The following is a 13,596-nucleotide window of genomic DNA, read 5'->3' as shown; positions in this document are numbered from 1 at the left end:
ATGCGCATCTTGCTGCTGTCGCAATTCTATCCCCCGGTGATCGGGGGCGAGGAACGCCATGTCCGCAATCTCGGCGCGGCGCTGGCGCAGCGGGGCCACGACGTGAGCGTCGGGACATTGATGCGTCCGGGATCACCGGAGACCGAGCTGGACGGAGCGGTCCGCGTCCACCGGTTGCGCGGCACGCTGCAGCGCCTGTCGGGACTCCATGCCGATCCCGAGCGTCAGCACGCCCCGCCCTTCCCCGATCCCGAACTTGCGCTCGGCTTGAAGCGGCTGATTGACCGGGAAAGACCTGATGTCGTCCACGCCCACAACTGGATCTACGCATCCCTGCTGCCGCTCAGAGCCCTGAGTGGGGCCCGCTTCGTGGTTACCCAGCACGATTACGGGCTTGTCTGCGCCAAGAAGAACCTGATGCATCTCGGGACTCAATTGTGCAGCGGTCCGGCGCTGACGAAGTGCCTGCCGTGCGCGGCCCGGCATTATGGCGCAGCGAAGGCGACCGCGACCACCTTCGGCAACTGGGCCTCGAGCTTCGCTGCCCGACGCATCGTGGACCGGTTCATCGCGGTGAGCCACGCAGTGGCCCGTCACACCGGGCTCACCCACGGCAGCGCGCCCTACGAGGTGATCCCCAACTTCGTGCCCGACGATGTCGAGGTGCCTGGCCCGGAGGACCCTTGCCTGCACGAACTACCTGACGACGGCTTCATTCTTTTCGTCGGCGACATGATGCGTCTCAAGGGCATCGACGTCCTTCTCAAGGCCTATGCCAGGCTGGAACGGGCGCCGCCGCTTGTCCTGATCGGACGCCGGCTCGCCGATACGCCGACCGAGTTCCCGCCAAACGTGCACACCTTCAGCGCATGGCCGCATTCCGCCATCATGCACGCCTGGCGGCGGTCCCTGTTCGGGGTGTTGCCATCGACCGGCCCGGAGGCCTGTGCAACCGTCATCATGGAAGCGATGGCGTGCGGCAAGGCCATCGTCGCAACCGATATCGGCGGCATGCCGGATCTGGTCGATCACGGCGAGACAGGATTTCTCGTACCGCCCGGCGACACGCCGGCGCTCGCCGACGCCATGCAGGCGCTGCTGGACGACCGCGCCTTGCTGGGCCGTCTCGAGGCGACAGGCCTGGCCCGCGTGGGGCGCCTCAAGGCCAAAGCGGTCGTGGCCCGGATCGAACAGGTCTACCGGGATGTCCAGCTCGCGGCTCCCGCCGAGGTCGCGATGGCCGCATACCGGGACACGGGAGAACCATCGTGCCGATAGACTTCGCCCGAACGGCCATCATGCGGCTGCGCCAGGCACTGCAAAAGAGCGCCACCCTCGTCATGAATTCCGGCGCGCTGGCGACCGGAACGGTGGTAACGGCTGGTCTTGGCTTTGCCTATTGGTGGCTCGCAGCCCGGCTGTTTCCGCCTGATGTGATCGGCGTTGCTTCCGGCCTTCTGGCCATGATGAGCCTCGTCACCCTGCTCGGCGAGGGCGGGCTCACGACCTTGCTCACCGGCGAGCTGGTTCGGCATCCCGGCAAGGAACCCGGGCTCGTCGCGGCCGCAGCCTCCGCCGGCGTGGCACTGACGGTCGGATTGGCCCTGTTGTTTGTCGTCGGGGAGACGCTCTTCAACAGTTCGACCGGGCCGATCGACGGTTGGTTCCTGGCCCTCGTCTTCGTCATCGGCTGCGGCCTGAACAATCTGACAGTAGTAGGCGATCAGGCATTTGTCGGCATTCTGCGTAGCAGCAGCAAAATGATCCGACTGGTCCTGTTCTCTATATTCAAGTTGCTGCTGGTTGCTGCGGCGGCCGCCCTCGGGTTTACCTCTCCTACCGCGCTCCTTTTGACCTGGGTGGCGGGAATGCTCGTGTCCTGGATCGGCGTCGATCTTCTGACGAGGGGAGGCGCGCGTCGCCTCGTTGGGCCCCCGGATTTCCGACTGCTGCACGTCCATCGCCGCCGGGTCCTCGACCATTATGCACTCGATGTCGCATCAATGGCACCGGTCTTCGTCATGCCCTATCTCGTTCTGGTGCTCCTGACGCCGGCCCTCAACGCCACGTTTGTGGCGGTATGGATGATGGTCTCCGTCGCCTCCCTGATTCCGTCAGCCATGGCGATGGTCCTGTTCCCGGTTGTCCGAGCAAACCCGAAACAATCCCGACACAACATCCTGGTGTCGCTGACGGTATCACTGCTGTTCTCGCTGGCGTGCGCCGTCTTCATCTTCACCTACTCACAGCAGATCCTGGCAATCTTCAATCCGGCCTATCCCAAGATCGCCGGTTCGAGCCTGAGCTTGCTCGGCTTCAGCCTGCTCGGATCAACATTGAAATTCCATGCCTGCACGCTCGTGCGGGTGGCAGACAGGATGCTCAAGGCAGCGCCCTGGTTTGCGCTCGGCGGGCTGCTGGAGCTGTGCGGTGCGGTCCTGGGAGCGAAGCTCGACGGACTTCAGGGTCTGGTACTGTGCTGGACGCTCGCCGTCAGCATCGAGGGAGCATGCGCGGCTCTCTGGTTGGCATCGGCTACGAAGTTAGCTTCCGACACCGATCCCGTACTCCAAAGCCCGACCTCATCACCGGTCCAGACCTGAGAAAACGCTCCTGATGGTAACCGGCGCGCCGGCGACGGATTGAGCAGCAGCCCCTAGCGCAGCATCAACGGGAGTAAGGCCGGGATCGTCAGGCTGCAAGTTTGAGCCAAGCTGCGCACGACCGGCGAGGCCGTTCATGGCCCTTCGATGGCTTGAGGCGAACTGCCCTCGGCGTGTCCGGTCGGGGCCGTTCGCACGCTCATTTGCTTTCGCACGAACTGTCCCAGCGCTTGCCTGGCGCGCCGTAGCCTTGCCTCGACGCGGCGCTCCAGGGTGTCCCCGCCTATGATGCTCCACGTCATCGCGTGCTCGGCATTGGCAAGCTGGGACTTGTGGCGGGCGAAGCCGGCCAGGAAATCGTAGCCGCGCTCGCCGCGCGACATGCTGTCCTCGATCGACAGCACATGGCTGACCAGGCCAGGCTTCACCCGGCCATCCTGCTCGTAGAGAAGCCCGCTTTGGTAGTTCAGGACATGGCCGTCGTGCACGAAATTGTACAACACTCCGACCGTCTGCCCTCCAACCAGCGTCCGTGAGATACGGATGGCGCCGCTGGGGACCCCGCGTGCAATCAGGTCTTCATGAAAAGTGCGGAAGCCGGGGTTGGCAAAGGATCCCTTGGCTCCCCATCGCGATTGATGAAAGCCGGCCAGCACATCGAACGCGGCGAGCGCCTCCGACGTCGTCTCCATGATCCGGAACTCGACGGGGCCGCGTTCGGCATAGAGCCTGATGGCGCGGTTGATGGCCTGGCGGGTGTTGCGACCCAATGAGGCTCGGTAGTCCCCGCTCTTCTCACCGATCTTGGTGAAGTCGACCCACCGCGCAACGTCAGCTTCCCTCACTTCATTCAAAAGCCCAACCCGGTGAGCCGCGCGAGAGGCGAGCGCCCCAAAGTCCAGATCAATTCCGGAGAGGACAAGCTCGTCGGAGACACTTAGGCTGCCCGCAAGAGCGTCGAGGCATGCCGCCATGACGGGAGCAGCCGAAGCTTGCTCGGCAAGGATGCCGTTATATTCGATGAACAGCCGGTCGAAGCGAGCGTCTCCGGTTTCGTTGAGCAGCCAGCGCGCCCGCCCCTGCGGTCCGAAGCTCCACACCGTCCGCCGGCACACGATCGCCAGGCCGACGGTTCTCCCGGACATCCGCGCGACCAGCACATGTGGTCGTGCGCCGCGCGGGAGGTGCGCGAGCCACGTGCCGACCCAGAGCCAGGACAGATAGAACGAACCTGCCGCTCGCCGCTCCAGCTCCTTCCAGGAGACCTCAAGTTCTGCAATGTCCCCCAAGGGCTCAATGCGGACATCGATCGGCTCATGGCAACTGGCCTGCTCGACCGAAGCCGCGCGATCGACATCCGGCGAGGATTTCAGACGGGATGACGTCCTGCCGGGCATCATTTTGGAGCAGTCGTCTGATCCGCGACCGCTCGGCCAATCTCCTTTCGGTCGGAAGTTCGCCCAACGGGCGGTCGGTCGGTCGGTGACGCAGCAGGGGCCGGCGAACCGGCCTGGTTCGAATTGACCTGACTCGAATTGACTTGGCTCGGGTTAACTTGGCTCGAGTTAGCCTGGCTCGAATTGGCTTGGTTCGAATTGGCTTGGGTCTTCGCGTCGCCCTCGTTCACAATGATGTTCACGAGATCGCCCGGCTGCAACACGGTCATCCCGTTAGACTCGATAGCGACCGGCCCGGTCGCCGTTTGCCGCACCACCTGGTAGGTTGTCCGGTTTGCCTCTTTCTGGGCACGGACCGCAGGTAATGTGTTGAGGACCCCGTCACTGATATTGTACTCGCGCTCATTATCCGCGATTTGGCGTTCGATGGCCTCGATCTCGACCTCCAGGTCGTTCCTGATATCGGCCTGGATTCGAAATCCTTCGGCCTCGAGCGTGGCAAGGCGCTGTTTGGCCGTCGCGTACTGATTGAGCGCCTCTCGCTTACGCTGCTCGGCATCGGTCAACTCGATCTGAACCTGATTCATCACCGTTGCGCTGATGACATTGCGGTCCGCGAGCGCGCGCATGCTGTTGGCACGCTCCTGACGCAGCTTGACCAGGTCGTCGAGCGCTTCCGTGCGGCCATACACGGCAACATCCTGCTTGGCCGCTTCCAGCGAGCTCTGAAGCGTGCGCTCGCGGTTGATGCGGGCAGTGGCGATAACCTTACGCCGATCCGCCTGTTCGCGGACAAGGTTGGCCGCTTCAGCCGCTCCCGCCAGATCGATCAACCGGAGCGGAATCTTGGGCTCGGCGCCGTCCCGTTCGGCCTTCAGCACCGCTGCCCGTGCCAACAGCTTGAGCATGGCATCAGCCGAGCCGCTCCGCCTCAGGGATTCCCGCACCGCTTCGATCTTCTGCCACGGCTCAGAGGCGGCCCGGTCGAGCCCACCGGCAAGCGCCATCGCGTGCAGCACGGTCATGCCCGACACATACTTGAATGAGCCGGGGCTCTTGACCGGCCCCAGCACGTAGATGGGTGCGTGCTCCACCGACAGAATATTGACCACGCCCTTGTGGCCGAGCAACTGATCGAAGGCCTCTGCCAAATCGGTACGAACCTGCAGTGTTGACCGCTCGGCAACCCGAATGGCGCCAAGCAAGGGGACCGAAATCGTGCCGTCGTCCTGAACAGTGTATGGGCCGCTCAGTTCCGGACGCTGCACGAGACCGCGCAAGGCCGAGCCTGAGCCGCGCCCCCATTTGTCCTCTTCGAGTTCGACGCGCTCGTAGAAGGCGATCGTGAGTTTGTCGCCGATGCCGCACAACTCTCCGGCCGGCGCCGCCCGCGCCGGGCCGGCGATCTTGGAGCGTTCGGCGATTGCGGAGGCAGGCGTGCCGTTTGATACGACCGGCGTCATCGACGGCCCGCCCGACGAAGCCGGCTTTGCTGCAGCAGCGGCTTGTGGCACGGCCTGAGCCGGCCTGTCGTACTGGGCACCTAGCGTGGCAAACGCCTTTTCCACGACCGCGTGGGACAGTATCTCGACTGCACCCCAGTTCCAGACCGCTGCCACACCGACGACGGCAAGACTGGCGATTGCAAGGATAGTGCTCATTCCTCCGCGAGCTCGGAATGGATTAGGCCGAGCGGGCTTGGACTGATGTTCGACAACCATAGACGCGACTTTCGCGTTCGATGATGGCTACCACGTCGCCGAACGCGACCGTGGCTCCAAAAGCGGCACTACGACAAGCAGGGCTTAGCCATCGTGACCCCTGGGAGGAGGACGCACAACTATCCCATTGTGGGCACCCCTTTTGAGTAAACCGCGGCAGGCCCCGCGCATGCGGCTGTTGGTCGTTAAGTCAATGAGATCGCCCGGTTAATTTGCGCATGCGCTACTGGCGCAGCGCTTCCAGCCGCGATTTGGCCTCGCGGACTCCCGCGGCGTCGGCATTGACATAGAGGTCTTGCGCCCTGCGGGCGTCACCGCGCGTGCCGTAGGTCCCCCATTTTGCAAGAATCAGCGGATCGTAGGTCTCTGCCAGCGCGAAGCTCGCCTGGGCGCTGCCCATTTCGATGGCCCGCTCCAGTACGAGCCGCGCTGCGCCAATATCCCCCTGCCGGAGCAGCGAGCTCGCCCGCGCGACCAGCCCTGCAGCTTCCGCGGCTTGCTCGGGAGCAGGCGGAGCAGCGGCACGAGCAGGTGCTGGCAAGGTCTGCTGGGCGACTGGATGAGCGGTCACCTCGATGGACTTGGGCTTGTCCCGCGGGATCGAACCGGTCGTCAGGGCGTCCGGCGCAGCGCTACGCGCGTTGCGAACCTGGGCCTCATACGCATGGACCGTGCTCAGCCACAGGGAGGAGCTCTGTGCCTGATCCATCCTTGCGCGCAATTGCCTCAACTCGGAAGCACCGGCTTCCGCTGCCTGCCTCTGCAGCGAGACTTGCTCGCTTGCCTTTGCCGCCCGCGCCGTCTGGGCCTCACCATCGCGACGCGCTGCCGCCAGATCCTGCTCCAGCCGGGCAGACCGCTCACGCTCTTTTTGCAGATCCGCCGCGGCGCCCTTCCCCGCCGCTTGCAGCCGGGACGTTTCCTCGGCTTCTTTGGCGACCAGCGCCGTCTTGGCCTCAACATCACGCCGCGTCGCCGCCAGATCCTGTTCCAGCCGGGCCGACCGCTCACGCTCCTTTTGCAGGTCCGTCGCGCCGCTCTTCTCCCCCGCTTTCAGCCGGGAGAATTCCTCACTTGCCTTGGTCGCGAGCGCAGTCTTGCTCTCGACGTCGCGTCGCACCGTCGCCAGATCCTGCTCCAGCCGGGCGGACCGCTCTTGCTCCTTTTGAAGGTCCGTGGCGGCGCTCTTCCCCGCCGCTTGCAGCCGGGACGCTTCCTCCCCTGCCTTGGTCGCGAGTGCGGTCTTGCTCTCGATATCGCGTCGCGCCGCCGCCAGATCCTGCTCCAGCCGGGCGGACCGCTCTTGCTCCTTTTGGAGGTCCGTGGCGGTGCTCTTCCCCGCCGCTTGCAGCCGGGAGGATTCCTCCCCTGCCTTGGTCGCGAGCGCGGTCTTGCTCTCGATATCGCGTCGTGCCGCCGCCAGATCCTGCTCCAGCCGCGCGGACCGCTCACGCTCCTTTTGCAGGTCCGCGGCGGCGCTCTTCCCCGCCGCTTGCAGGCGGGATGTTTCCTCGCCTGCTTGCGTGACCAGCGCAGTCTTGGTCTCGACATCACGTCGCGCCGCCGCAAGGTCCTGCTCCAGCCGCGCTAATCGTCCAGAGTCGTCGGGCATGGATTTGCGAGGCGAAGCCGCGGCCTTTTCAGCCGCCTGCCTGAGCTCCGCCGCTTCTTCCGTAGCTTTGCGGGCCTGCGCCTCATAGGCGAAGATCGAACTGCGCGCCCGGGAGAGGTCCTGTGCGAGCATGTCCGCTTTCTCGCGCGATTGCTTCAGCTCGGCGGCCCCGGCTTCTACCACCCGCTTCTGGCGCAGGACATCCTCGCCCGCCTTTGCCGCCGCCGCCGTCTGGGCCTCGACATCACGCCGTGCCGCCGCAAGATCCTGCTCCAGCCGCGCGGACCGCTCACGTTCCTTTTGCAGGTCCGGCGCGCCACGCTCGCCTGCTTGCTTCAGCCGGGAAACCTCCTCGCCTGCCCGTGTCGCGCGCGCAGTCTGGTTCTCGACATCACGCCGCGCTGTCGCGAGATCCTGTTCCAGCTTCCCTGCCCGCTCGCGCGCCTGTTGCAGGGCGTCCTGCAACTCCGCGCCGCCCTGCGCGGTCTGCTTGGTCTGGGCAGCGCCTTCGGCCGCTTTCGCCGCCAGCGCAGCCTGGGTTTCGCGTCGGGCCGCCGCGAGATCCCGCTCCAGCCCTTCCGCCCGCACGTGCTCGTACTCGATACGCTGCATCAGGCTGATATCAAGCCTTGCACTGGAGAGTTCGCAGGACAGCTTCTCCCCCAATTGGGACTTCTGTTCCGGAGGTTGCTCAGTCTCGGTGGTCGCTCCCTGCGCAACCTGCACCGGTTTGCCGGTGTCCCCTGGGCCCTGTGGCACGACTTCGGATGCCGAGGAGCGCGCAGGATCGGGCGACGCCCGTGTCTCCGGCGCCCACGCCATCGCCAGCACGACCGCGGTCGTCCACAAGAGCGCGGGTCGTCCGAGCTTGAGCGCGTGCCGACGCGGCGAGCCCGCGATGTTGCAGAGAGTACCTACTTCATTGAGAAGAACCGTGCGACCCATCCGCAATCACCCGTCGCAAGGCGACACGATCTGTTGAGGTGCGGCATTATGCGCCCCAACTCCGCGCGAAGCCATCCACCCCTTTCGGGTTAGGCGGCGGTCACGGCTTCACATAGGACCAGCCCTTCTCCTGCAGTTCCATCACCCGCACGACGCCCGACTTCACCACCTCCGCCTGACGAATGATCGGGATGTCCTTTTTCTCTGCATTGTGCATTTTTTCCTGGGTGTTGCCGCAGGCCTTGAACGCGATCTCGGGCGTGCTCAGCGCCAACTCCTCGATACGGGACTTCACCGGCGAGGTGTCATCGCGCAGCATGTGCAGGCCGGGCCCGAACGTGACCACCTCGATTTTTACCTTCTCGCCGAGATCCTTGTAGTATTGCGCGACGTTGGTCGCATTGTTGAGCGCGAGATTCATCGCGGCGGGATCATTGGTGTTCACCTGCAGGATCAAGCGGTGCGGCTTGCTGTCGGGCTGCAACCGGGCATTCGCGGAAAGCGGCGACCGCTCCCTCTTCTGTTTGGCCGTCCTGTGCTTGAGCGTTTTGCTTTCTGCAATCTGCTTGCTGTCGACAGCGGGATTTGTCGTGCCCGGTGTCCAGTACCGTCCGCCACTTTGCTGCGCCGCTGCAAACGACGTGGCGAGCAAGACCGTTACGGCTCCGATGATGGCTACTCTCGCAGTATGTTGAAACACGCGCATAATGCCTCTCCTGTCGAACACACGTTGCTACTTGTTACCCATTGGGCTTGGCGACTGGCTGCGGCCACTTGCACGCGGCGGCGATCTTCACGCGCACCGCGTCCAACCCGCCGAGCGGAAACGCTGCATCCAGGGCTGGGCCTTTGCGGGATGTGAGGTGAATATTGAGGCCGCCGTTACCCGGAAGGGACTGCAGCAGGCGGACGACATCGCCGCCGAACGCAACGCCGATCCCCGACGCCGGCACGGCTGCCGCGATCTGCATCGTCTGGTCGTCGTTGACGCGATAGGAGATCGCATAATCATCGCCGCGACCGGATACGCCCGGCCCGGCGACGATCAGTTCGCTTCGTCCGCCGTGGCAGCGAATCGAAAGCGTCATCCCGGCCCCACCGGCAGCATCGCGCGACGATGTCGTGGCGGTGGCGACCGGTGAATAGTCGATCGGCGACGTCGTCAGGCTGACGATCCAGTTGCCCGTCGGGTTCGCCGGGCGAGGCGCTGATGCGCGCGGCGATTTCTCGGGGCACTCCATCCCTTCGGGACATGCGCGAAGCTGCGCGATCCGACGATCGTCTGCCGCCTGCGCCCAGGACATCCCGCCCAGAAGCATGATTCCAGCCACCACGCGGGTCGCCGCGCGTTTCATTGCGATCGATTTGCGGCGGCGCGCGGCTCGCGATCGAGCCACGCCTGCGCCGCAGGGAAGCGCGCCAGGCCGGGAACGGTCGCTGCGAGATTAATCGCCTTCCACTTCGGGTCGAAGCCTGGCTGCTGCAGCTTGTCAATGCGCGAGAACAGATACTCCACGAAGCGCGCAAGGCGTTCATAGCGGTTCGACTTGGCCGGGAAGTTGAAGGCCACCAGAGCGGTCGGTACCGCGATTGTCGTGACGCGCTCGCCCGGCTTGATGAGATTGGGATACTCCGATGCCTCGAGCGAGGCGGGAAGATAGAAGTCCTCGAACTTCTTGTCATAAGGCACCGGCAGGAACTTGAACCCCGGCTCCCAGCGGCCGCGCACGAAGGCGTCAATCGGCTTCGAGGTGATGAAGACGACCGCGGCCATTTCGCCCTTGCGCATCTGCTCAAGCGCGACCTGATGCGGAATGAAGGTTTTTTCCACATCGAGGCCGAGGCGGCTGAAGATCAGGGGCCCCGAATAGGCCGCGGCGGTCCCCAGATTGTTGAAGTTGACCTTCTTGCCGGCGAGATCGCTCAGGCTCTGAATCTCGGGACGAACGAATATATGCAGTTCGGACGGAAACAGGTTCAGCACGTAAGCCAGCCGTTGCTGGATGTCCGGCACCTGGCTCTTGTACTCCTCGAGCGCGTCGGAGTTGATGATGGCTGCATCGATGCCACGCAAATAGAGCAGTGAGTTCACGTTCTCGGTCGGTCCGCGCGTCACGACCGGCAAAACGTGCAGCTTGTCGCCATCGTCCACGACGCGGGCGATTTCGGACGCGAAGCGGATGGGCGCGCCTTCGAGCAGGCCTCCGGCGAGGCCGACCGTCCAGGCATTCATCGTCACCTGCGGCTTTTCCGGCGGTGGATCACGCCGCACTTGACGAGGTGCAGCACGTTGCGCCTGCGCATCCGTGCTGGACGGTGGAATGGTCGTGAGCAGCGGAACCAGCGCCGCCAGCACGAGCAACCGGAGCACTCCCCGCTTTGCGGTCGGCGCCCCACCTGAAATCACCTGTCTCATGGGGGGCTCCACCCTCGCCGATCCGATATTTTGCTGTAGTCTCATGCAGTTCGGCCGCGCGCGCCACTTCCCGCATGGAGTGCCCACCTACTCCTTCCGGATTATGCGCGTGCCTCCCCTAGCGCCGCGGCAGCGAGGGATCGATCGGTATCGGTCGAGGCCTCGGTTGCGCGGGCGGCGCGCGATCCGGCATCTCGAGACGCCAACGCCGATCGCGGCTGCTCAGGGAATGAACTTTCTTTGTCCGCGCGGCCGACCAAACGACCGTTCTGCAAGATCGCCTCAACCCTATCCATTGATTGCAAACTTGCGATACCGCCGGCGTGCGCGCTCAAGCCGGACAAGGACGTGTTATCGTGCAGTGAAACGACACTTCAGTGGAGGTTCTATGCATCCGGCGTCTTCTTGGCTCCACGCGCTTGGTCGTGTGGCCCGGCGCGTCCGGCGGTGGCGCAGGAGACTTGCGCGCGCCGCAAATCCCGACGGACAGCGCGACTCCCGTGAGATCTTCCTGTTCGGGCCGCACGGCTAGTCGAGCCCGTGCGCACAAGATGCCTGCATCTTCGGCTGACCCGCGACACCTGCGGCTGACATTCCAGGCTTCGGCCTACACCCAGCGGCTACGGCGCGAATTCCTTGCTGCCCTGCTCTCCCGTGCCGAAGAGACAGGGCAGCTCCCGCTCCGCCGTGAACTGACAAGTACTAGCTGCTGAAGCCGGCGGGAATGAACGCCGGCAGCTTGTTCTCGATGAATTTCTTCACCTCGGGCGAGTTGAAGACCTGGATAAAGGCCTTGAGGCGCGGATCGTCCTTCTTGTCTGGCCGCGCTGTGAAGCGCAACACCAATCCGTCGTCCACGGTACGATCGATGAGCAGTGCCGATTTCGGATCGCCGCCCGCGGGGATCAGATAGGTGATGTTGACGAGCGCGAGCGTGACGTCGTCGAGCGAGCGATAGGTCTGGGCCGGATCGAGTTCGACGATCTTCAGGTTCTTGGGGTTCTCGATGACGTCGAACCGGCTCACCGAGAAGCCCTTGCCCGGCGTCAGCTTGATCAGGCCGGCCCGCTCGAGCAGGATCAATCCCCGCGCGCCGTTGAGCGGCTCGTTCGGAATAGCAACGCTGTCGCCGGGCTTGATCTCGTCGAGCGACTTGATCTTCTTCGAGAACAGCCCGACCGGGGCGATCACGCCGACCTTGTCAACCTGGACCAGATTGAAGCCGCGCTGCTTGTTCTGGATCGCGAGATAGGTGGCGTGCTGGAACAGGTTCGCGTCAACGTCGCCGCTGTTGACCACCTCGTTCAAGGCGACCCAATCGGACAGCTCGACGATCTTGACGTCCTGTCCCTTGTCCTTGGCGAGCTTGGCGGCGAACGCCGCCAGCTGGCCAACCGGACCGGCGCTGGTCGCGATCTTGAGGGGCTCGTCGGCGACGGCGTTCGCCGTCAAGGCAAGGAGGACGCCTGCCGCTTGCGCCAGGCGCAACAATGTCTTCATCATCTCAATCCTGTTCCAATGTTGTCGAGTGCGATCACGCTGCCTTGCGGGCGCTGCCACCGGCCTCGGCCTGCGCCAGGGCCTGAACGAGGTCTGCGATGATGTCGTCGGCGTGCTCGATCCCGACCGAGAGCCGCACGTAGCCAGGCGTGACGCCGGCCGCGAGTTGCTCCTCAGCGGTGAGCTGCTGGTGGGTGGTCGAGGCCGGATGGATCGCCAGCGACCGCGCATCGCCGATATTGGCGACGTGATAGAACAGCCTCAGCGCGTCGATGAAGCGGCGGCCGGCCTCGACGCCGCCTTTCAGCTCGAAGCCGACAAGCGCGCCATAGCCCCCCTTCAGATAGGCGTCGGCGCGGCGCCGATTCTCCCCCTGCTGCAATCCCGGGAAGATCACATGCGAGACGGCGGGGTGCTTGGCCAGGAAATCCGCTACCTTGATCGCATTCTCGTTGTGCTGACGCAGCCGCAACGGCAGCGTCTCGAGCCCCTGGATGAACTGGAAGGCGTTCTGTGGCGCGATCGCGGCGCCGAGATCGCGCAACAACTTCACGCGCGCGCGCAGGATGTAGGCGATCGGACCGAGCGGTTTGGCCGCTTCCGTCCAAATCGCGCCGTGATAGGCGGCGTCCGGCTGGGTCAGCAGCGGAAAGCGCTCGGCATGCGCCGCCCAGTCGAAATTGCCGCCATCGATGATCGCACCACCGATCGACGTGCCGTGGCCGCCGATATATTTCGTCGTCGAATAGACCACGATCGCGGCGCCATGATCGAACGGGCGCGCAACCAGCGGCACCGCCGTGTTGTCGAGGATGAGCGGCACACCGAGCGAGCGTCCGATGTCAGCGACTTCCCTGATCGGGAACACGTTGAGCTTGGGATTCGGCAGGGTCTCGGCAAAATAGGCGCGGGTCTTCGCGTCGGTGGCGCGACGGAAATTCTCGGGGTCGGCCGGATCGACGAACCGGACCTCGATGCCGAACTGCTTCAAGGTCTGCGACAACAGCGTCCAGGTGCCGCCATAGAGATCGGTGGAGGAGACGATGTTGTCGCCGGCCTGGGCGATGTTGAAGATCGCAAAGGCCGATGCGGTCTGGCCCGACGCCACCGCGAGCGCGCCGACGCCGCCTTCCAGCGCGGCCAGCCGCTCCTCGAAGGCATCGGCCGTCGGGTTCTTGATCCTTGTGTAGATCTGCCCGATCGATTCCAGCGCGAACAGCCGCGACGCATGGTCGGTGGTCTCGAACTGGAACGAGGTCGTCTGATAGATCGGAACCGCTACTGCGCCGGTCGCAGGATCCGACCGGTAGGACCCGCCATGCAGGGCGAGCGTCTCGAGATTTTTCGTTTCGACCGGCATTTCGAAATCTCCTGGGATCGGTGAACCAAGCGTTGCAAGTCG

Annotated in this window: 10 protein-coding genes; 2 read left to right on the top strand and 8 right to left on the bottom strand. The window is 64.4% G+C overall.

Features of this window, described 5'->3' with window-relative positions:
• Positions 1-1,278, top strand: a complete 1,278-nt coding sequence (locus V5279_RS10005; RefSeq protein WP_338696883.1) for a glycosyltransferase family 4 protein — start codon at positions 1-3, stop codon at positions 1,276-1,278.
• Positions 1,269-2,603, top strand: a complete 1,335-nt coding sequence (locus tag V5279_RS10000; RefSeq protein WP_176422232.1) for a hypothetical protein — start codon at positions 1,269-1,271, stop codon at positions 2,601-2,603. The genes V5279_RS10005 and V5279_RS10000 overlap by 10 nt, the downstream gene beginning before the upstream one ends.
• A gap of 134 nt (positions 2,604-2,737) precedes the next feature.
• On the opposite strand, the gene V5279_RS09995 is transcribed toward V5279_RS10000, so the two are convergent.
• The 8 genes from V5279_RS09995 to V5279_RS09960 all read right to left on the bottom strand — a co-directional run bounded on the left by V5279_RS09995 (position 2,738) and on the right by V5279_RS09960 (position 13,554).
• Positions 2,738-4,003, bottom strand: a complete 1,266-nt coding sequence (locus V5279_RS09995; protein WP_338696879.1) for a GNAT family N-acetyltransferase — start codon at positions 4,001-4,003, stop codon at positions 2,738-2,740.
• Positions 4,000-5,661 (bottom strand): polysaccharide biosynthesis/export family protein, encoded by a 1,662-nt coding sequence (locus tag V5279_RS09990; protein WP_338696877.1) that lies wholly within the window; start codon positions 5,659-5,661, stop codon positions 4,000-4,002. The genes V5279_RS09995 and V5279_RS09990 overlap by 4 nt, the downstream gene beginning before the upstream one ends.
• Positions 5,662-5,944: 283 nt before the next feature.
• Positions 5,945-8,278 carry a hypothetical protein gene (locus V5279_RS09985; RefSeq protein WP_338696875.1) on the bottom strand — a complete coding sequence of 778 codons (2,334 nt, stop codon included), beginning with the start codon at positions 8,276-8,278 and terminating at the stop codon, positions 5,945-5,947.
• A gap of 100 nt (positions 8,279-8,378) precedes the next feature.
• Positions 8,379-8,984, bottom strand: coding sequence for a hypothetical protein (locus V5279_RS09980; RefSeq protein ID WP_338696873.1), 606 nt, complete (start codon positions 8,982-8,984; stop codon positions 8,379-8,381).
• 34 nt (positions 8,985-9,018) lie between these two features.
• Positions 9,019-9,633, bottom strand: coding sequence for a hypothetical protein (locus tag V5279_RS09975; RefSeq protein WP_338696870.1), 615 nt, complete (start codon positions 9,631-9,633; stop codon positions 9,019-9,021).
• Positions 9,630-10,694 carry a TAXI family TRAP transporter solute-binding subunit gene (locus tag V5279_RS09970; protein WP_175619464.1) on the bottom strand — a complete coding sequence of 355 codons (1,065 nt, stop codon included), beginning with the start codon at positions 10,692-10,694 and terminating at the stop codon, positions 9,630-9,632. Before V5279_RS09970 ends, V5279_RS09975 begins: the two co-directional genes overlap by 4 nt.
• Positions 10,695-11,396: 702 nt before the next feature.
• Positions 11,397-12,194 carry a MetQ/NlpA family ABC transporter substrate-binding protein gene (locus V5279_RS09965; protein WP_338696867.1) on the bottom strand — a complete coding sequence of 266 codons (798 nt, stop codon included), beginning with the start codon at positions 12,192-12,194 and terminating at the stop codon, positions 11,397-11,399.
• 34 nt (positions 12,195-12,228) lie between these two features.
• Positions 12,229-13,554, bottom strand: a complete 1,326-nt coding sequence (locus V5279_RS09960; protein ID WP_338696865.1) for an O-acetylhomoserine aminocarboxypropyltransferase/cysteine synthase family protein — start codon at positions 13,552-13,554, stop codon at positions 12,229-12,231.
• Positions 13,555-13,596: the final 42 nt, after the last annotated feature.

Source organism: Bradyrhizobium sp. 26S5 (genome assembly GCF_036923295.1).
GTDB lineage: Bacteria > Pseudomonadota > Alphaproteobacteria > Rhizobiales > Xanthobacteraceae > Bradyrhizobium > Bradyrhizobium septentrionale.
This window is presented reverse-complemented; position numbering and strand designations above follow the sequence as displayed.

Coding starts and splice junctions, on each gene's coding strand:
- V5279_RS10005 (WP_338696883.1), top strand. CDS start 1: ATGCGCATCTTGCTGCTGTCGCAATTCTATCCCCCGGTGATCGGGGGC.
- V5279_RS09995 (WP_338696879.1), bottom strand. CDS start 4,003: ATGATGCCCGGCAGGACGTCATCCCGTCTGAAATCCTCGCCGGATGTC.
- V5279_RS09990 (WP_338696877.1), bottom strand. CDS start 5,661: ATGAGCACTATCCTTGCAATCGCCAGTCTTGCCGTCGTCGGTGTGGCA.
- V5279_RS09985 (WP_338696875.1), bottom strand. CDS start 8,278: ATGGGTCGCACGGTTCTTCTCAATGAAGTAGGTACTCTCTGCAACATC.
- V5279_RS09980 (WP_338696873.1), bottom strand. CDS start 8,984: ATGCGCGTGTTTCAACATACTGCGAGAGTAGCCATCATCGGAGCCGTA.
- V5279_RS09975 (WP_338696870.1), bottom strand. CDS start 9,633: ATGAAACGCGCGGCGACCCGCGTGGTGGCTGGAATCATGCTTCTGGGC.
- V5279_RS09970 (WP_175619464.1), bottom strand. CDS start 10,694: ATGAGACAGGTGATTTCAGGTGGGGCGCCGACCGCAAAGCGGGGAGTG.
- V5279_RS09965 (WP_338696867.1), bottom strand. CDS start 12,194: ATGAAGACATTGTTGCGCCTGGCGCAAGCGGCAGGCGTCCTCCTTGCC.
- V5279_RS09960 (WP_338696865.1), bottom strand. CDS start 13,554: ATGCCGGTCGAAACGAAAAATCTCGAGACGCTCGCCCTGCATGGCGGG.